The organism is Streptomyces sp. NPDC002676 (genome assembly GCF_053592455.1).
In genome coordinates, this window is record NZ_JBSFVT010000005.1 from 536,671 (window position 1) to 555,488 (window position 18,818).

Below are 18,818 nucleotides of genomic sequence, written 5' to 3' on the forward strand. Positions count from 1 at the left end.
ATGGGATACCCCGGGCGCAGCGCGGGCCCGGCCTCACACGTCCCCCGATCACGCCTGCTATTCACGGCTCAATAATCATCACTAGAACTGACGATTACTGGCAATTGCTAGCGCTGCGCAAGAAGCCGTCGACGCGGCGGCCCGACCACCGGAAAGGCGGGAGCCGCGACTGCGGCTCCCGCCCCGCAGTCGCGGCTCACCACTCGGCGCCCGGCGCCCGGTGTCAGGCCGTGACGGCCGTCTCCCGTCGCCACGGCGTGACGGCGCCCGGGGCGCCGTAGCCGCGGGCCTCCATCAACTCGTGGCTCAGATAACCGTCGTGCGGGCTGACGTCACCCGCCGACCAGGTCGGGAACGCCCCGAAGAGGACCTTGCGGATGGTGGGCTCGCGCAGCGCCTGGCGGGCCAGTTCGTGGTCGTCGCCCAGCACGGTCAGGGACAGCGTGTCCCGCAGCGGGGCGAGCCCCAGCTCGCGCTTCCACGGCACGATCCACACGCAGGGGAAGGAGAGTTCGATGCGCGCGCCCGGGTGGTCGGGCCGGTCGCACAGCAGCACCGCGGGCCGCAGCGCCGCCGAGCCGTCGCCGAGATCGGCCACCGGGCCGTCCGGGTAGTGGCCCTCCGCCACGTCCACGGCGCCGTCGAGCCGGCTCACCAGCAGCTCCCGCACGGCGCGGGCCTCCGCGAGCGGCAGCACAGGCAGGCCCGCCTCGTCCCGTTCGGGCGCGGCCGGCGTCAGCCGGGCCAGCCGCTCGGCCACGGCCTCGGCGAACTCCCGGGGATCGGCGTCGGTGAACACCGCGGTGGCGCAGGTGCACCGCATGCCCCCGTCGTACCCGACCGACTCACACACCACGTCGAGCACCTCGTCGGTGATCGGCCCGCTGTGCAGCAGCTTGGAGCGGCCCGGCCCGCGCAGGATGACCCGGCGGTCGTTGCCGTACTTGCGCGTCGCCGCGTCGCCGCCGAAGACCAGACTGAAGTCGGCCGCCTCCACCAGCGCGTCGCCGGTGGCGTGGTCGCCGGGCAGCAGGGAGAGCAGGGAGGGTTCCACCCCGGCGGCCAGCAGGGCCTCGATCATCCGGGCCGGGGTGAACGGGTCGCGGCTGCCCGGGCGCACCACGAGCGCGTACCCGCAGGCCAGCGCGGTGAGCCACTGGGTGTGGGTGCCCGGGTTGTTGCTGGGCGCGATGACCGCGAGCACATCGCCGCGGCGGACCCACACCCCGGAGATCTCGCCGGGAGCAAGCGTGTGGCCCGCCCCGGCGGGACGCTCGGCCGCGACGCGGGCGCCGACGCCCGCGAAGGTCCGCGCCATGTCCTCCAGGGAATGCCGGGCCACGGTGATCGGCACTCCGGCGGCCCGCGCCTGGATCCGGCAGTACTGGTCCGGGTCGAGTCCGCCGAGGGTCGCGGTGGCGAAGAGCCGCCCGGCCTCCTGCAGCAGCTCGGGGGCGGGGGCGTCGCTCGGGCCGCGGTCCGCGGCGCGCCGGCGCGCCTCCCGCACGGTGAGCCGGGCCAGCAGCGGCGGCGCCTGGTGCACCGTGGCCAGCGGGGTGCCGTCGACGCCGTCGAGGGTGAGCGAGCGCGCGGAGCGCACGGGCATACCGGCCCGGATCAGCGGCAGTTCGTACAACGCCTCGGTCATCAGTAGACCCCCTCGACGACCTTGGTGCCGAGCGATTCGTAGGGGCGCACGTCCGACACCTCGATGCCGGGGTAGCCATCGGCCGAGGCCCGCCGCACCGCGGTGTCGCGCTCCAGCGTCGGCGGGGTGAAGTAGTCCCGGGTCAGTACGGTGATCCGCACGCGGCCCTGCTCGTTGACGTCCACGAGCCGCTCGGGCTGCTCGGGGTCGACCAACTCGACCAGCGAGTAGGGGAAGTAGGGCCGGAACGTGCAGAGCGCGGCGTCGCCGGGGCGCCGGGTGCGCTGCGGCGCGACACCCATCATGGTGTTGCCGTACGCACCGGCCAGCTTGGCGTCCGGGAACACCTCCTCCTCCAGCAGCCGCAGGGTCTCGCCGTCGATGCTGGTGCCGCCCCACACGATGCCGCGGAGCTTCTCCCGCATCAGCGCGTACACGTCCTCGCGCCCGACGACCTTCTCCAGGATGCGCGGGGTCGTGGAGATCGCCCGGATGTCCTGGGTGAGCAGCACGTCCCTGACCTGGTCCAGGATGTGGTCGATGTAGCGCTGGGCGTCCTCGAACCGGCCCTCGGTGTTGCAACGCCGCACCCAGCGCGGGTCCAGGTCCACGAAGTACGTGAGGAACCCGCGCAGATGCGACAGGACACTGATGTTCCGCGCCATGACATGTGGCCCGGTCGGCCCGATGTGCAGCCAGTGGCCGTCGCCGGAGGGGAAGCCCTGCGCGTCCAGCATCATGCTCTGCCAGGCGACGTTCCGCGCGCGGGAGGTCGCGTCGACGATGCGCTTGGGAGCGCCGGTGGCACCGCCCGACTCGAAGACGCCGTAGCGGTCCGGGCGCCCGGCGCAGCCGCGCGGCACCAGCGCGTGGGCCGGTATCTGGCTCCAGTCCACCGCGACATCGATGAAGAGGCGCAGGTCGTCAAGGGTTTGTACCTCCTTGAGCGGGTCGAAGCGGAAGCCTTTCGCACGCTCCACCCAATACGGACTACCGGTGAGCGGTGAAAAGTGCCATTCCATCGCCGCCCTCACCAGTTCGTCCGGGTGGGGCGGTTCGTCGATGGGCGGCTCGAACACGGAGCTGAAGTCGTCGGCCATCTCGGATCGGCCCGTCCTTCTCCTCGGGACACCCCGTGCCGCACGCAGCCCGCGACATAGGCTGTCATCCTGATCGTCAGCACTACTGACGTAATTGGGAGTATGTAGGATTGCGCTCAAGAGCGTCAAGGTCCAGGGAATGCACGACATGACTACGAAGCGCGAGGCCGCGATGGGCTCGACACCGGCCGCGGACGGCCCGCCCGCGGCGGACCTCCCCGAGGCGATGCGGACGTCCTTCCCCTTCCTGCTGGACAAGGGGGCGCAGCGCATCTCGGACCTGGCGCACGAATCGCTGGGCGCGTTCAACCTCACCCTGCGCCACTTCGGGGTGCTCAACCTGGTCGGCCTGGAGGAGGGGCAGATCCAGCGGGCCGTCGGGGCGCGGCTCGGGATCGACCGGACCTCGGTCGTGGCGCTCGCCGACGACCTGGAGAAGGCGGGGCTGCTGGAGCGCCGCCGGGGCGCGGACCGGCGCGCCTACGAGCTGTACCTCACCCCCGCGGGGGCGGCCCAGCTGCGCCAGCTGCGCCGGCTGGTCGAGCTGGCGCAGGAGGACTTCCTCGCCCCGCTCGACGAGCGGGAGCGGGCCGCGCTGCGGTCACTGTTGCTACGGCTGCTGTGACCGTCCCCCGGTGACGGATCCCGTGGTGACGGATCCCGTGACGGATCCCGTCGTGACGGGTTCCTGGGCGACGACGTCCGGGGCCGGGACGAAGCCGTAGGGCAGCTCCAGGCGGTGGGCGGCCATCAGGTCCGCGTCGCAGAGCAGCTCACGGGTCCTGCCGTCCACGGCGATGGCACCCTCGGTGAGGATCACCGACCGGGGGCACAGCTCCAGCGCGTACGGCAGGTCGTGCGTGACCATGAACAGGGTCACGTCCAACGAGCGCAGGATGTCGGCGAGTTCGTGGCGCGAGGCCGGGTCGAGGTTGGACGACGGCTCGTCGAGCACCAGGATCTCCGGCTCCATCGCGAGCACCGTCGCGACGGCGACCCGGCGCCGCTGACCGAACGACAGGTGGTGCGGCGGCCGGTCGGCGAACTCCTCCATGCCGACCAGCGCCAGCGCCTTGTTCACCCGCGCGTCCAGTTCCGGCCCCCGCAGTCCGGCGGCGGCCGGGCCGAAGGCCACGTCGTCGCGGACGGTCGGCATGAACAGCTGGTCGTCGGGGTCCTGGAAGACGATGCCGACCCGGCGCCTGATCTCCGCCATGTTCTTCTGGTCGACGGGCATTCCGGCGACGGTCACCGTGCCCGCGCCGCCGGTCAGGATGCCGTTCAGGTGCAGCACGAGCGTGGTCTTGCCGGCGCCGTTCGGGCCCAGCAGCGCCACCCGCTCGCCGCGCTTGATGGTCAGGTCGACCCCGAACAGCGCCTGGTGACCGTCCGGATAGGCGAAGGCGAGGCCGTCGACCTCCAGCGAGGGCGGCGTGGGCGACGTCGGCAGTACGAGCGAATCGGTCACAGCGTCCATCCCGTCAGACATATGGCAAGGGCGGCGAGGGGCAGGGCGAGGGCGTAGCTCCACTGCGCCCCGGAGGCGACGGCCTCGTCGATGACCGGGATCGTCCCGGCGTATCCGCGGCTGACCATCGCCAGGTGCACCCGCTCCCCCCTCTCGTAGGAGCGGATGAAGAGCGCGCCCGCGGACCTGGCGAGGACGCCCCAGTGCTGCACGCCGCTCGCCTCGAAACCGCGCGACTCCCGGGCGACCTTCATCCGCCGCATCTCGTCGGTGATCACGTCCGAGTAGCGGATCATGAACGAGGCGATCTGGACGAGCATCGAGGGCAGCCTGAGCCGCTGGAGCCCCAGCAGCAGTTCACGCAGTTCGGTGGTGGAGGCGAGCAGAACCGACGCGGCGACGCCGAGCGTCCCCTTGGCCAGCACGTTCCACGCGCCCCACAGTCCGCTCTCGCTCAGCGACAGGCCGAGCACGTGCACGCGGTGGCCCTCCGAGACGAAGGGCATCAGCACGGCGAACGCCACGAACGGGATCTCGATCAGCAGGCGTTCGAGCAGGAAGCCGGCCGGGATCCGGGCGCGGTTCGCCACCACGGCGAGCAGCAGCGCGTACAGGCCGAACGCCCACATCGCCTCCCGGGGCGTCGCCACCACCACGACCACGAAGCAGAAGACGGCGGTCAGCTTCGCGTGCGGCGGCAGGGCGTGCACCGGGGAATGGGCGTGCCGGTAGAGCCGGTGTGCGTGACCCGCGCCCATGGTCAGAACCTCTCTTTCGCGGCGGACACGGCGGACACCTCGACCGCGGCCTCGATGTTCGCCGGGTCCGCGCCCGCCCTGCGGCGGCGCACGACCCAGAAGACCGTGCTGCCGGCGACCAGGGTCACGCCGACGCCGATCATGCCCGCGAGGCCCTTGGAGACGCGGCCGTCGGTCACGTCCTTGACGCCGTAGCCCGCGAGCGGCGAGTCCGCCGTGGCGTGTTTCTTGGTCTTCTTGTCGATGCCGTTGTCCTGGGCGACCTTGATCAGGCCGTCGGGGTCGGTGGAGGCGTAGTAGCTGACGAAGCCCGCGAGGACGAGTGCCGCCGCGAGCCCGGCGCCCCACACGGCACGGCGCGAGCGCGACGTCGCGCCGGCCGCGGCGGTCGGGGCCGCGTCGACCAGCCGGCCGCCCACGCGGAGCTTCAGCGGCTGGTTCAGGCCGCGGGCCCCGTACACCAGGTCGGGCCGTACGGCGATGACGGCGGACACCGTGAGGGCGGTGATCACGGCCTCGCCGATGCCGATCAGGACGTGGACGCCGATCATCGCCAGGGCGACCTTGCCGATCGACACGTCCGTCGTGCCGCCCACCGCGTAGAAGAGGGTGAAGACGACCGCCGCGGCCGGCACCGAGAGCAGCGCCCCGATGAAGGTCGACACCACGATGGAGCGGCGTGAGCACGGCAGCACCTGCACCAGGGCGCGGAAGACGAAGTACGCCACCACGGTCGTCGTCAGCGCCATGTCCGAGATGTTCACACCGAGGGCGGTCAGGCCGCCGTCCGCGAAGAGCACGCCCTGCATGAGCAGGACGACACAGACGCAGAGGACGCCGGTACAGGGGCCGACGAGTATCGCGGCCAGTGCCCCGCCCAGCAGGTGACCGCTGGTGCCGGCCGCCACCGGGAAGTTCAGCATCTGCACGGCGAAGATGAACGCCGCCACGAGCCCGGCCAACGGGGCGGTCCGCTCGTCCAGTTCCCGCCGAGCGCCGCGCAGCGAGACCGCGATGGCGGTGGCCGCGACCAGTCCGGCAGCCGCAGAGACGGGGGGATCGATAAATCCGTCGGGAACATGCATGGAGCGCTCCGTTTCCTTTGGCTCATCCGTTCCTGTGACTCGACCGCCAGCTTGTCCGCCGGCTTGTCCGCATCGTCTGGCGTCCGATGGTGCACCTGGCTGCGAATTGGTCGCAAGAGCTGACCTTTTACAGATAAGTGAAATATGCAGGCGATTCACGGAAGCAGCTGCCAGTGCCACGCGGCAAAGGATCACGGATTCCGCAGGTCGTCGGGAGAATTACCGGACTGCGCCAACACCCCTTGTTTGCATGAGAGTTTCTCTCTCGTTCATTGGGGCTTGCACCGGCACGCGGGGCGCTCGGGCGGCCCGGCCGCGCTCCCTTGACGCGCGCTCCGCGCCTGGAACAGACTGAAGCTGATTATCTGCATCACTGATGATGCTCCGTCCATGGAGGACCCGTGCGCTTGTCACCACCCTCAGCGGAACCCCCGCGGATCGCGGCTGCGAGCCTCTGGCTGCCGGACCGTCGCGACACCACCGAGGCCGCCCTGGCGGCCGGGCGCGTCGACGAGGAGACGGCCACCCGCCTCGGGTACCGAGAGCTCACGGAGAGCCTCGACCTCGCCGCGCCCGAGATGGCGGTCCGCGCCGCCCAGGACGCGCTCGAGGCGGCCGGCTGGGACGGCGCGAGCGTCGACCTGGTCGTCCACGCCTGGATCTGCCACCAGGGACACGACTTCTGGTCGCCGGCCAGTTACGTCGCCCACCACATGGGCGCGTCCAGGGCGCTCGCCCTCGGCATGCAGCAGATGTGCAACGGCGGCGCGGCGGCGCTGGAGACCGCGGTGGCGCGGATGATCGCCGATCCGCGCGTCGAACGCTGCGCGGTCACCACCGCCGACCGCTTCCTCGCCCCCGACTTCGACCGCTGGCAGGGCGACTACGAGACGGCCTACGGCGACTCCGGCACCGCCCTGCTGGTCGACCGCCATGAGGGCCCCTACGAACTGCTCTCGGTGGCGACGGTCGCTCGCTCGGAGTACGAGATCATGCACCGGGACGAGGCCGCGTTCAGCCCGGCACCGCGCGCCCTGCCGCTGAACATACGGCGCACCAAGCGCGCCTTCGTGGCCTCCGGCGGCAAGGAGCCGTTCGCCGCGACGATGATCGAGGCGGTGGACGAGGTCGTGCGGGCGGCGATAGCCGACGCGGGCCTCACGCCCGAGGACCCGCGGCTGCGCTTCCTGACCCTGCCCCGGCTCGGCAGCACCACCTTGGAGGAGTTCTTCGAACCGGCGATGCGGCGACTCGGACTGGGCCACACCGAGATCCTCAGCCTGGGCGGCGGCACCGGGCACCTGGGGGCCGGGGACTCGGCGGCCAACCTCGCCGACCTGCACACCGACAAGCGGCTCGACGAGGGGGACATCGCCCTCCTGCTGAGCCTGGGCGGCGGCTTCAGCTGGTCGTGCATCGCGGTGCGGGCGGTCGCCTGAGGAATCGTCAGTTCACTGACGGATGAGCTGATTCTCAGGACTGCCGCGAACCGGAAAAAGAAAAAGCAAATCGGAACCGGATCAGCAGAATTCCGGTTCCGATTTTCGTCCGGCTCAGGAATTTCAGCCCGCCGCCAGCTCCACGACGACGCGTGCACAGCCCCAGGACAGGCCGACGGCGATGCCACCGTGGCCGTAGTTGTGGACGATCCGGGAGTTGCCGACCGTCTCCGCCTCCAGCCGGGGCTGCTTTCGCGAGGCGCGCAGGCCGACCTCGACGCCCGTGACCCGGGCCCCCTCGATCCGCGGCTCGACGGCGATGCAGCGGCTGAGGATCTCCTCCGTCTGGGCCGGGTCGGGCTCCAGGCTCCAGTCCTCGCGCGCGGCGGTGCTGCCGAGCACCAGGCGGGAGCCGTGCGGGAAGAAGCTCGTCCCCTTCGGGCCGGCGTTCTGCTCGTAGAAGAACTCCTCCACGCCGGGGTTCTCCACGATGACGTGCTGGCCGCGCACCGGGAACACCATGGGGTCGTCGGCGAGGGCGCGGGCGCCGACACCGGCGCAGTTGACGACGAGCGGCGCCTGGGCGGCAGCCTCGGCCAGCGACTGGACGGTGCCGGTCTCGACGCTGCCGCCGGTCGCGCGGACGCGCTCGGCCATGTGGTCGAGGTAGACCGGCATGTCGATGATCGGCATCGTGGCCCAGAACGCCACGGGGAAGCCGGCGCTCTCCTTCTCGTCGCAGGCCTGGAAGTCGGGCAGGCTCTCGGCCGGCTGCCGGCCGCCGGCCTTCTGGTTGACCAGCCGCCCGCGGGCGGTGTGGACGCCGGTGCCGGGCTGGTCGGCCAGGGAGGTGAACTCGGTCAGGCTCGCCTGCTGCCAGGCCCCGGTGACGTCGACCGGCGCGAACTTGGCCGCCGCCTCCGTCTCGTCGGAGATCAGGGGGCCGCCGATGATGGCGCCGGCCACCGCCGAGGTGGTCTCGCGAGGCGGCCGTTCGGCCAGGACCCGTACCGCATAGCCCTGTTCCGCCAGGCACACCGCGGTGGTCAGCCCGGCCACTCCGGCGCCGATGACCAGCGCTTCGGTTCGCTCTGTCACGCGACTACACCTCTCGTGATGATGGCGACGTACCGCTCAGACGTACGTCTTGGACGTACTCCTAATAGGTCAGCATTCTTGATTGTCAGCCGCCTGTCAATTAGATTCCGAGGCACCTACGCCGGTCGGCAGGGGCCGGACGTACCGCAGGGAGGCCCGGTGAAGAACGCACCCGTACACCCCGACGCCGACATGACGATGTCCGTGTCACCGATCGGCTATGTCACGACGGACTTCCGACGTCCGCAGGACGCGCCGCCGCAGGCCACCATGGCCTACGCCAGCCAGGGCCGCGTCGTCGTCTTCGACCGGTTCGCCGGGGGTCTTGAGGGGCTGTTCAGCGGCCAACACGTCTGGCTGCTCAGCTGGTTGCACAGCCAGACGGACGAGGAGGCGGCCCCGCTGAGGCTGACACCACGGGGCTGGGCGAACACCGGGCGCACCACGGGGGTCTACTCCACGCGCACCCCGAACCGCCACAACCGCATCGGCCTGAGCCTGGTACGGATCCGCGAAGTCCATGCCGACGCACTGGACTTCGAGGGGGTCGACCTGGTCGACGGCACCCCGGTGCTCGACATCAAGCCCTACTCGCACGGCTCCGACACACCGCCCTCCGGAGAGCAGGGCTGACCTGGCAGAACTAGAGCACGCGCAACAACAGCTCGCGCAGTTCCTCGCGTTCGTCCCCCGACAGCGGAGCGAGGAACTCCTCCTGGACCAGGTCGATCAGGCGCCTCAGCTGCCACAGCTGGGCCACCCCGCGTTCGGTCAGGTAGAGCGCGAACGAACGCCGGTCGGGGCCGCGGCGGCGCTCCAGCAGGCCCGCGTCCTCGAGGTCGTCGGCGAGCCCCACGACCGTCGTGCGGTCGATGCCCAGCCGGGCGCCCACGACCCGCTGGATCTGCCCCTCCTCCAGGCCCACGAGGTTCAGTACGCCGTAGTGGCGAAGCGTCAGACCGAAGGGGGTGAGCGCCTCGTGGGCGCGCTCGGTGATCCGCTGGGACGCCTTGCGCAGCAGGAAGGGATAGGACTCCTTCACGGACTCCGGCAGCGTCACCAGGAAGGGCGGGTCCTGGCTCGGGGCCGGTCCGGCCGTGGCGTCACTCTGCGTCGCCATTCTTCACACCATCCCTTGACGTCGCCACCGAGCGGCCGACATACTCCAACTCGTCAGCACCATTGACAATCAGTGTATCAACTGAGCGCGCTCGGGCCAAGAGCGCGTACGGTCTGACGGCACGGTCTGACGGCCTCCGTACGCCTCGTGGAGCGCGGCACCTGCCCATACCGACCCCCCTGAGGAGTGCGGAGATGACCCGGATCGTTCTGGTGACCGGTGGTGGAACAGGCATTGGCAAGGCGACGGCGGCGGCCTTCGCGGCCTCCGGCGACCGGGTGTTCATCACCGGCCGGCGCGCGGAGCTCCTGGAGCAGACGGCCAAGGAGCTGGGCTCCCAGGTGACCGCCCTGGCCTGCGACGCCACCGACCTGGAGCAACTGCAGGCGCTCGCCGGTCAGTTGCCGGGCGAGCTGAACGTGCTGGTCAACAACGCGGGCGGGAACCGGGACCTGGGCGCCGCGCCGGCGCGCGGCCTGCAGGCGCTCGCCGACAGCTGGCGCGCCAACCTGGAGTCCAACCTGATGGGTGCCGTGCTCACCACGGCGGCCGTCGACGGGCTGCTCGTCCGGGGCAGCACGATCGTGAACATCGGCTCCTTCGCCGCCGACCGCGGCGCGGGCTCGTACGGTGCGGCCAAGGCGGCCATGGGCAGCTGGAACATCGCCCTCGCCCGGCAGCTGGGCCCGCGCGGCATCACCTGCAACGTGGTCGCCCCCGGCTACATCGAGGACACCGAGTTCTTCGGCGAGACGCGCACCGACGGATTCCGGAAAGTGCGCCTGGAGGAAACGCTGGTGGGCCGCGTCGGAAACTCCGAGGACATCGCGCAGACCGTCCACTTCCTCGCCTCCCCGGAAGCCCGCTACATCACCGGGCAGGTGCTCCGCGTGGACGGCGGCGTCATTCCCACCCGCTGACAAGGGGCCCTTCCGGGCCATTGCCAGGAGCGTTTTGCCCACGAGACTTTCATGGCGGGGCGGGGGGCGGGGGAGCCCCCTTCGGCTCTTTTCCATATGGGGGATATATGGAATATCTGGTTCAGCGATCCGTGACGACCATTCGCGAGCGCTTCCACGAACCACTGTGCCTGGACGATCTCGCGCGCTCGGCCATGATGAGCAAGTACTACTTCCTGCGCCTTTTCAGTCGCGTCACCGGCGTGACCCCTGGACGTTTCCTGAGTGCCGTGAGGCTGTACGAAGCGCAGCGACTGCTGCTCACCACCTCGCTCAACGTGGCGCAGATATCCGTCCGCGTCGGCTACCGCAGCACCGGAACGTTCTCCCGGCGCTTCAGTGAATCGGTGGGGGTCTCCCCCACCCAGTACCGCCAGCTCAACTGCGCGGGGGCCGTGTACGATCCGCAGGCCGGCGCCTGCGCGGACCAGCCGCCGGTGACGGCCGCGGCCGTCGGAACCGCCTCGCTCACCGGCACCGTCCGCACGCAGGAACGGCCGCTGTTCGCCGCGTACCTGGGGCTGTTCGGCAGCCCGATCATGCAGGGCCGGCCCGTCACCGCCGCGTTCGCCGCGGACGAGTTCCGGATGTGCGACGTGCCGCCCGGTACGTGGTACCTGCATGCCGTGGCCCACTCGGCGGCGGCGTGGCCGGGCGAACCGTACGCCGAGCCGCCGCTGCTGGTCGACATGGCCGGCCCGCTGCGGATCACGCCCGGGGGCCGGGTCACCGTCGACCTGTCCCTCCGGCCCTCCGACTGGACCCGTCCGCCCATACTCTCGGCCGTCCCCGGGGTCAGAGGCGCACTCCTGCCGGTGTTCCACCCCGTACGGTACGAGCCCGAGTTGTACCGTGACGGGACACGGAAGACAGGAGGACCGCCCGCGTGACCAGCCGTGTCACCCTCATCTCCCCCGCGACTACCCCGTCCCTGCGGCGGGCCCGGTTCGACGACGGCGACTCGCTCGACGACAGCGGAGCGGCACAGGCCGAAGCGGCGGCAGGGCGGCTGCCCGCCGCCGGGCGTGTCCTCGTCTCCCCCACCGTGCGCTGCCGCGAGACGGCCGCCGCGCTCGGCCTCGACGCCTCGACGGAGCCGGCACCCACCGGCCTGGACGTGGGCCGGTGGCGGGGCCGGACCCTGGAAGAGGTCGGCACCGCCGAACCCGAAGCGGTGGCCCACTGGCTGTCCGACCCGGGCGCCGCGCCGCACGGCGGGGAGTCGGTACGGGACCTGTGCGAGCGGGTCGCGCAGTGGCTGGAGGCGTGCGGCCGGGCCGAGGGGCGCATGGTGGCCGTGGTCGAGCCGGAGGTGATCCGGGCGGTGACGGTGAACGTCCTGGACGCGCCCGGACCGGCGTTCTGGCGGATCGACGTCCCGCCGCTCACGGCGACGGAGATCACCGGCCGGTCCGGCCGCTGGAACCTGCGGCTGGGGCACGCCCTGGGGGCCGTACCGGGTCAGTGAAGCGAGAGCGCCCGCCCCGCAGGGGAGGCCTCGGGCCTCGGCGACAGCAGCCGCTCGGCCAGTTCACCGAAGAGCAGACCGAAGCCGGACCACAGGGTGACCTGGATGGCCAGGGCGGAGAGCCGGAACCGCCACAGCAGGGTGGCCGAGAAGTCCTTCGGCACCTCGTTGACGACCGGCAGGAAGGCGAAGGCCAGCCCGATCAGGAGGATGTAGCCGGCCACCGCCGCGACGGTGGCGTACCAGTTGCCCAGCGAGGGCGCGAGCCGCTTGCCGACGATCACGGCGGCGATCGCGAGGAGCACGCTGAGCAGCATCATCAGGAAGTACAGGGTGGTCCGCTTGCCGATCGTGTCCGGGTCACCGACCGACGGCGGGCTGGCGGGGTACTTCAGGAACGGCACGACGTACACCGCGAGCAGCGCGCAGCCGGACAGCAGCAGCGCGGTCGCCCGCGGGGAGAAGCGGCCGACCCGGCCGAGCGCGAAGCAGAAGGCGAGCGCGGCGATGCCGCCGAAGGACACCCCGTAGACCAGGACACCGGTGGCGAGGCCGGCGGTGGACTGCAGGGAGCGGGAGACGACTTCCATCTCGTGCCCGTGGGAGTGGGCGTCTTCGTAGCTGATCGCGCTGTCGATGTTCGGCTCGCCGAGGAAGTAGGCGATGACGAGGGCGAGCCCGCCGGCCGCAAGGCCGGCGAGCATGCCCCGCACGAGGAGACTTCTTACTGTTGCGGAGTTCATGTGAGTGCGGTGACCCTCGGCCTCAGTGGCAGGGGAAACCGAGCAGGTGGCGGGCGTCGTGCACCCACTCGTGAACGTCCGTGCCGTTGAACACGGACGAGGCGCCCTGTTCGGCACCGACGAAGTACAACAGGACGAGCATCAGGATGCCGAAGAAGACCGCCCAGGGAGCGATGGCCTTCAGCGGCAGCGTGGCGGGTACGGCGGGGGTGGTGGCGGTCGGCTGGGCGACGGTCTGCGCCATGGCAGAACCTCCTCTGGGAGTTCGCGTCCCATCTCGGTGGTGCACAGGACGACAGCCACGGGTCTGACTCACGAGACGCCAGGGGCTCCTCGCTCACAGTGGCGCGACCGTGCCGGATTCCCACCGGCTTCCGTCGTACCGTCGTCGATTCGGACAGACCGTACCGCGAGTCGCGTGCATGGCCAAGACCGCACCGGCGGACGTGATCTTCTTCTCTCGCCAGGATCCGGCCGCGCTCAAGTGAGACGGAGTCAGAAGCGGCCCGCCGCGAAGACGACGGCGGCTCCGAGCACGCCCATACCCGCACCGGTGGCCAGCGCGGCCAGCCACGCACGCCACCAGCGCGGGGCCGCGGTCACGGAATCCGGATCCCTGGGCTCGGACCCGGATTCGGCCCACAGGTAGGCCAGAAAACCCGCGCCGGTGACGATCCCGGCCAGGGCCCAGGCGGGGCCGTCGGCCAAGCGGTGGCGGCGAGCCGTGAGCATCCGGGCCAGGACGACCGCCCCCGTGAGGATCGCCAGGTACCTGAGCCATGTCCACGGCGTGAGCAGGACGTAGGCGACGGGCACCAGCAGGGCCAGGCCCCCGGCGCCGTACGTGGCGTCGAAGTCGCGGAACCGGATCCGCTCCGCGGATGTGCCCGCCGCCCGGGTCACGGTCGCCCTGAAGTCACGGGCGGCCTCGTCGGTGCCCGCGACGAAGCCGGCCGGCCGGTAGACGTAGCTGTGCTCGTCGAGCGGGCCCGTGCTCCAGCGCACCGTGACGTCCGTGCCCTCGGCGTCCATCTGCACCGAGTGCGTCCGGCCGGCCTTGATGTCCGCCACCAGCTCGCGCGTCGACCCGGAGGCCGGTACGACGCGCAGCAGCGTGGTGGCGAACGACAGCACGAGCACCAGGAGCAGCGCCCAGCGGACCGGACGCCAGACCCTGTCGGTCCGGGCGTCCGACAGTCCGCTGATGCGCTGCGTCATCTCAGTGCACCTCCATGGTCCAGTAGTAGGTCTGGTACACACTGGCACCGCCGTAGCCCTGCTTGATGTCCGGCATCCCGAAGTGGATCAGTGAAGCGGTCCCCGTGTCGTTGAAGGCCGCGAACGCCACCGTGAAGCTGCGACTGCTGCGGTTCTCGTTGACCACCTGATAGACCACGTCGTAGCCGCCGGTGAAGGCGTCGGGAGTCTCCGTACCGTGGTGGCCATTGGTCGCCATACCGAGCATGTCCTTCGGGAAGTTTGCCAGCTTCTCCCCCAGGTTCTTGCCGTCGACGTAGTCGTCCTGTCCGCCGAGGGCGTTGATGTCCGCACTGTAGTCGTCGGCCTCCAGCTTCTCCTTCAGTCGCCGCATGATGCCCATGTTGTGCTTGTCCACGGCCAGTTGCTGGGTGAGCGGGCTACCCGCGTCGAACGGAACGTTCGCGCCCTTGCCACCGGCCCAGAGCTTGAGCAGATCCTGCCAGCTCAACTGCGGGGAGTTGCCGCCCAGCTGGTTGCAGGCCGCCATGGTGCCGGACGCGACGCTCGCGCCTGCCTGGCAGGGGTGCCTGTTGCCGGCGATGGTCATGACGTACGCCTTGAGCTGCGCCGCGAGCGCCGAGTGCACCAGCTGCTCGTTCGAGTCGTCCTTCCAGACGTGGTGCTGCAGCGCTTCCAGGGCCGCCAGGCAGGCCGAGTCGCAGCCGCCGCCACCGCCGTGGTGGCCGCCGCCGCCACCGCCGCCGCCACCGCCGCCGTTGCCGCACGGGTCGATCAGGACGTAGTAGCAGCCGCTGCCTCGGCTGTTGGGGACGGGGTCGCCGCGCTCCGCCGGGGTGCAGTACTTGAGGTCGTACTGGCAGGAGTTCGGCCGGGAGCCGATCTCAAGCCCCGTGGGGTCGCTGTTGGTGATGGGGTTGTCGCCTGCGTAGGTGTAGCCGCCCAGCTCCTGCGGGCTGGTCGCCTCGAAGACGGGGTCGACGCTGATGAAGCTGCCCAGCGCCGGGTCGTACTTACGGGCGCCGACGTCGGTGTAGCCGGTGCTCGTGTCCTGGGGTTTGCCGAGGTAGGAGTGGGTCGGGTCGGCCCAGGCCGTGGTGTTGGCGCTGGAGCGTGGCTGCCCGTAGGGCGTGTACTGCTTGCGGGCGACCTGCTGGGTGGTGGCGTCCATGGACAGGGTCGCCGTGCCGTGCGGGTCACCGAAGAGGTACTTCAGTCCCCCGCCGGCCAGGCTGGAGCGGACGGCCATCGGCACACCGGCGCCGCCGCCGTGGACGTAGGTGCGCACGGCACCGAGCAGCACGTTCGGGGTGACGCTGGTGTTGACGACGATCTCGGTGTCCCCGGCGAAGAGGACGGTCTGGCCGGGGTCGCGGCGGATCAGCTGGTTGCCGTCCGCGTCGTACAGGTATTTGGTGGTCGACGGGCTGGTGCCGTCGATGTCCACCTGAGCCAGATGACCCTCGTCGTCCCAGGTCAGGGTCTGGCCCGGGCCGCTGGTGGGGGTCCGGGTGTGCAGGTTGCCGTCTTCGTCGTAGCCGAACTTCGTCGGGTTGGTGCCACCGGTGGTGGCGGTCAGGGTGTGCGGCTGCGCACCGGTGGAGTTGCAGCCCGTGGTGCAGCCGTCGGTGTAGCCGGTGGTGGCCGTGGTTCCGGAGCTGCCGACCGCGTGGTCGACGCTCTGCTTGCGGTTGCCGATGGCGTCGTAGCCGAAGGACTGCCAGTACGAGCCGGCCGTGCCGGTCAGCGTTGCGCTGGTCGGCGGGTTGGCGGAGCAGTTGTCGTTGGCCGTCCAGGCGTCGGTGAGCCGGTCCAGCGTGTCGTAGCTGTAGCACTGCTGGTCGGTGACGGTGTTACCGGTCTCCGACTGCTGGTCGGTCGTGGACGTCGGGTTGCCCGAGGCGTCGTAGGTGTACTTGGTGTCGTCGACCGTCGGTCCGGGCGCCTGGGTCCGGGTGATGAGGCGGTCGGTCAGCCGGCGCGTCTGGTCGTCGTAGCTGTAGGTGATCCAGGCCGGGTTGGTCGACGCCCCCATCGTGATCTGCGAGGGCTCGCCGTAGTTGGTGAGGACCGTGGCCGCCACGTAGGTGTTGATGCTGCTGCCTGTGGTGGTCGGCTTGCCCAGCGCGTCGTGGCCGTAGGTGATGACCTCGTTCAGCAGGCCCTGGGTACGCGGATCGCTCTGCGTGGCCAGCGTCTGGGTGTTCGTCGTGTACGTGAAGGTCGTGGTGTACGTCGACGGAAGCGGCGCCTCCGACGCGGGCAGGGTGATCTTGGTGCCGGTGGGCTTGCCGAGGCTGGTGTAGCCGGTGGTGGCGGTCGTGTAGCCGCCGGTCACGCCCTGGACGTAACGGGTGGACGAGGTCGGCAGGCCGATCCGGATCGTGTCGTAGGCCCAGGAGGCGAACTGGAAGCCGGCCTTGGCCTTGTCCGTGCCCGTGAGCTTTCGGCCGAGCAGGTCGTAGGTGTAGTCGAGCTCGACCTGCTTGGCGTCCTTGGTGGACACCATGTTGCCGGCGTCGTCGAAGCCGTAGTTGCTGCCGCCCGCGTCGGGGTCGGTCTGGGAGGTCTTGCGGCCGAGCAGGTCGTAGCCGAACGACCACTCGGTCTTGTCGGCGCCGGTCACCCGCGTCCGCTGACCTGCAAAGTTGTAGCCGTAGGTGGTGGCCGAGGTGGTGCCGCCGGTGGCGGTGAAGCCGGCCGACGCGGACCCGCTCAAGGTGGGGAGCGCGGTGTACTGGTCGAGTTCGGTGGTCTGGCCGCGGGCGTTGGTCACCGTGGTGGTGGCCACCCCGCCCTTGGCCGGCAGGACGGTGGTCCTGTCACCGGCGTAGGCGGTGGTCGTGGCCCACGTCTTGGACCCGGCGTGCTCCTCGGTGAGCAGATCCGCCCGCCCGAGTCCGTCGTGGTCGGTGACGGTGGTGTCCGGGATGGACACCTGGGAGACCGAGATCAGCTTGTTGCCGGGGTTTCCGCCGACGTTGTAGGCGTTGTTGGCGACGACCGTCCAGCCGTGCGAGTCGTACTGCGTGTCCGAGACCGTGGTCGTGCTGTTCTCGGCGGTGGTCTGCGTCTGGAGGGAGCGCAGCATCGCGTCGTACAGCGTCTCGCTGGTCTTGTAACTTCCGTTGTCCAGCAGCGTGTTGGTGGCCACGACCGAGGGCGCCGTCTGGGAGAGGCTGTAGGTGTAGGTCGTGTTCGCCGGTGCGCTGTTGGCCTTGATCTCATTGGGCAGCCACACCGCCGTCAGGCGGCCGAGGGCGTCGTAGGTCAGCGAGGTGAGCAGACCCGCCGCGTCAGTCTTGGCGGTGGGCAGGACACGGGCCGGGTCCTGGACCGTGGTGGTCAGCTGGCAGTCCTTGGACGACACCGTGACCGCGGAGCAGTCCGTACCCGGGGTGACCTGGGTGACCGTTGTGGTGCTGGTCGGCAGCTCGCCGCTCACCGGGCTGTAGGAGGTGAAGACGGACTGGCTCAGGCTCTTGCCGTCCGGCGAGGTGGAGTTGGGGGTGCGGGTGGCCTTCGTGGTGCGGCCGTAGGAGTCGTAGCTGCTGGCGGCCTGGTCGACGAACGCGGTCGCGGTCGCTCCGGACGCCGCCGACGCGGCCTGCACCAGGGTGGCGTCACCGTGGGTGGGCAGCGCGGGGTTCGTCCGGCCGTCGCCGTCGTAGCCGAAGGCATGACCGTCGAAGGAGGTGCGGCTGTCAGAGATCAGCGTCCCTGCGGGGGTCGCTCCGGCGGTGGAGCAGTCCTGGGCCGTGGTGATGGTCTCGGAGGGCAGCGTCAGCGACAGGTCGGGGTTCGACAGGTAGCGGGTGTAGGTGCACTTTTCGACATTGTCGGTGTCGGCGGTCTCACCGCGGTCGTCGACCTGCACCGGCAGACCGGTGGTCGGCTTGCCCAGCGTCGTCTCGTAGAAGGTGTCGGTCTCAGTCTTGCGCCAGCCGTACGAGACCGCCTGGCGGGTCAGCGTCTTGGCGCTGCGGACCATCTGCGCCGTCAGGTCCTGCACGCCGCTGCGGTTGCGCGTGGCGGTGGGGCCGATGACCGTCGGCACGGTGACGACGGCCTTGTTCAGGCTGCCGCCGGAAGCGGTGTAGGTGTCCGCCTCGAAGACCTGGCCGGCCAGCGCGTTGTCGTCCGCGACCGAGGTCGCGCCGTCCTGGCTGGTGAGGTTCGGCACCGAGCGGGTCTTGCCGCCGGGCAGGGTGTCACCGTTCATGCCCAGGAAGTAGTAGCTCTTCGACAGCGTCTTCTGGTCGTGGATCTGGGCGCCGTTGGTGTAGTGGAAGACGTTCGGGTCGCCGGTGGTGACGTCCACCTCCGGGTAGCCGCGGAACTGGCCCCAGGTACGGTTCTTGGCCTTGACGACCTCGTTGTCGTCGTAGTGCCAGCCCGGGTTGCCCTTGTAGACGTAGTCGGTCTCCAGCTCCGGCTGCGTGCCGTCCTGGTAGGAGTTGTGCGGGTCGGTGGTGACGACCGAGCTGACCTTGTACTTGTAGAACCAGTCCATCCACGGCGCCGGCTGCCCGTAGGGCGTCCAGTACACCGGGAAACACGAGAGCGTGTTGGTGGAGGCGAAGTTCTTGGCCGCCGCGTCGGTCGGGTCGTTGGGGTCGCTGGCCGGAGCGCTGGAGCAGTCGGGCCGGTCGTAGGTGACCGTCGTCTCCGCACCTGTCTCGCTGGTGACCGTCTGGATCCGGTCGTGATACAT

At 70.4% G+C, this 18,818-nt stretch carries 17 protein-coding genes and 1 riboswitch; of the genes, 6 read left to right on the forward strand and 11 right to left on the reverse strand.

The genetic code is table 11. The features are described from left to right. Positions 1-223 precede the first annotated feature (223 nt). Complete coding sequence (locus ACWD3E_RS18300; protein WP_451388558.1) at positions 224-1,648, reverse strand: aldehyde dehydrogenase family protein; 1,425 nt, start codon at positions 1,646-1,648, stop codon at positions 224-226. Next, complete coding sequence (locus tag ACWD3E_RS18305; RefSeq protein ID WP_451388559.1) at positions 1,648-2,748, reverse strand: phenazine biosynthesis protein; 1,101 nt, start codon at positions 2,746-2,748, stop codon at positions 1,648-1,650. The genes ACWD3E_RS18300 and ACWD3E_RS18305 overlap by 1 nt, the downstream gene beginning before the upstream one ends. 148 nt (positions 2,749-2,896) lie before the next feature. On the opposite strand from ACWD3E_RS18305, the gene ACWD3E_RS18310 reads away from it, so the two are divergent. Continuing rightward, a complete protein-coding gene (locus ACWD3E_RS18310; protein ID WP_451388560.1) occupies positions 2,897-3,373 on the forward strand; it encodes a MarR family winged helix-turn-helix transcriptional regulator in 477 nt (158 codons plus the stop codon). Here ACWD3E_RS18310 and ACWD3E_RS18315 read toward each other — a convergent pair. Genes ACWD3E_RS18315 through ACWD3E_RS18325 form a run of 3 tightly spaced genes read right to left on the reverse strand, consistent with a single transcriptional unit; the run spans position 3,359 to position 6,059 of the window. Next, on the reverse strand, positions 3,359-4,225 hold the full coding sequence (locus ACWD3E_RS18315; RefSeq protein WP_451388561.1) for an energy-coupling factor ABC transporter ATP-binding protein: 867 nt from the start codon (positions 4,223-4,225) through the stop codon (positions 3,359-3,361). The two genes, ACWD3E_RS18310 and ACWD3E_RS18315, sit on opposite strands and share 15 nt — an antisense overlap. Next, positions 4,213-4,974 (reverse strand): cobalt ECF transporter T component CbiQ, encoded by a 762-nt coding sequence (gene cbiQ, locus ACWD3E_RS18320; RefSeq protein ID WP_451388562.1) that lies wholly within the window; start codon positions 4,972-4,974, stop codon positions 4,213-4,215. Before cbiQ ends, ACWD3E_RS18315 begins: the two co-directional genes overlap by 13 nt. Positions 4,975-4,976: 2 nt before the next feature. Beyond that, positions 4,977-6,059: an energy-coupling factor ABC transporter permease gene (locus tag ACWD3E_RS18325; RefSeq protein ID WP_451388563.1), complete on the reverse strand. Its 1,083-nt coding sequence runs from the start codon at positions 6,057-6,059 to the stop codon at positions 4,977-4,979. A 407-nt stretch (positions 6,060-6,466) separates the two neighbouring features. On the opposite strand from ACWD3E_RS18325, the gene ACWD3E_RS18330 reads away from it, so the two are divergent. Next, entirely contained in the window at positions 6,467-7,498 is a 1,032-nt protein-coding gene (locus ACWD3E_RS18330) for a 3-oxoacyl-[acyl-carrier-protein] synthase III C-terminal domain-containing protein (protein WP_451388564.1), read from the forward strand. 123 nt (positions 7,499-7,621) lie between these two features. On the opposite strand, the gene ACWD3E_RS18335 is transcribed toward ACWD3E_RS18330, so the two are convergent. Next, positions 7,622-8,596, reverse strand: a complete 975-nt coding sequence (locus ACWD3E_RS18335; RefSeq protein ID WP_451388565.1) for an FAD-dependent oxidoreductase — start codon at positions 8,594-8,596, stop codon at positions 7,622-7,624. Between the two features lie 159 nt (positions 8,597-8,755). Between ACWD3E_RS18335 and tsaA the strand changes: the two genes are divergently transcribed. Then, positions 8,756-9,229, forward strand: coding sequence for a tRNA (N6-threonylcarbamoyladenosine(37)-N6)-methyltransferase TrmO (gene tsaA, locus ACWD3E_RS18340; protein ID WP_451388566.1), 474 nt, complete (start codon positions 8,756-8,758; stop codon positions 9,227-9,229). 10 nt (positions 9,230-9,239) lie between these two features. Here tsaA and ACWD3E_RS18345 read toward each other — a convergent pair whose 3' ends face one another. Then, the gene (locus tag ACWD3E_RS18345; RefSeq protein WP_451388567.1) at positions 9,240-9,716 is read right to left on the reverse strand and encodes a MarR family winged helix-turn-helix transcriptional regulator; all 477 of its coding nucleotides are present in this window, start codon (positions 9,714-9,716) and stop codon (positions 9,240-9,242) included. 194 nt (positions 9,717-9,910) lie between these two features. On the opposite strand from ACWD3E_RS18345, the gene ACWD3E_RS18350 reads away from it, so the two are divergent. From ACWD3E_RS18350 to ACWD3E_RS18360, 3 genes are all read left to right on the forward strand, one after another. Continuing rightward, the gene (locus ACWD3E_RS18350; protein ID WP_451388568.1) at positions 9,911-10,636 is read left to right on the forward strand and encodes an SDR family NAD(P)-dependent oxidoreductase; all 726 of its coding nucleotides are present in this window, start codon (positions 9,911-9,913) and stop codon (positions 10,634-10,636) included. Between the two features lie 131 nt (positions 10,637-10,767). Continuing rightward, positions 10,768-11,565 carry a helix-turn-helix transcriptional regulator gene (locus ACWD3E_RS18355; RefSeq protein WP_451388569.1) on the forward strand — a complete coding sequence of 266 codons (798 nt, stop codon included), beginning with the start codon at positions 10,768-10,770 and terminating at the stop codon, positions 11,563-11,565. After that, positions 11,562-12,143, forward strand: a complete 582-nt coding sequence (locus ACWD3E_RS18360) for a histidine phosphatase family protein (protein WP_451388570.1) — start codon at positions 11,562-11,564, stop codon at positions 12,141-12,143. The genes ACWD3E_RS18355 and ACWD3E_RS18360 overlap by 4 nt, the downstream gene beginning before the upstream one ends. Here ACWD3E_RS18360 and ACWD3E_RS18365 read toward each other — a convergent pair. The 4 genes from ACWD3E_RS18365 to ACWD3E_RS18380 all read right to left on the reverse strand — a co-directional run. Then, entirely contained in the window at positions 12,137-12,886 is a 750-nt protein-coding gene (locus tag ACWD3E_RS18365) for a CbtA family protein (protein ID WP_451388571.1), read from the reverse strand. The genes ACWD3E_RS18360 and ACWD3E_RS18365 overlap by 7 nt on opposite strands. A gap of 22 nt (positions 12,887-12,908) precedes the next feature. Next, entirely contained in the window at positions 12,909-13,130 is a 222-nt protein-coding gene (locus ACWD3E_RS18370) for a CbtB domain-containing protein (protein ID WP_451349122.1), read from the reverse strand. Positions 13,131-13,166: 36 nt separating this feature from the next. After that, positions 13,167-13,288: riboswitch (cobalamin riboswitch) on the reverse strand. Between the two features lie 93 nt (positions 13,289-13,381). Further along, complete coding sequence (locus ACWD3E_RS18375; RefSeq protein WP_451388572.1) at positions 13,382-14,104, reverse strand: hypothetical protein; 723 nt, start codon at positions 14,102-14,104, stop codon at positions 13,382-13,384. Between the two features lies 1 nt (position 14,105). Further along, a partial coding sequence (locus ACWD3E_RS18380) for an RHS repeat-associated core domain-containing protein (protein ID WP_451388573.1) occupies positions 14,106-18,818 on the reverse strand: 4,713 nt, incomplete at its 5' end.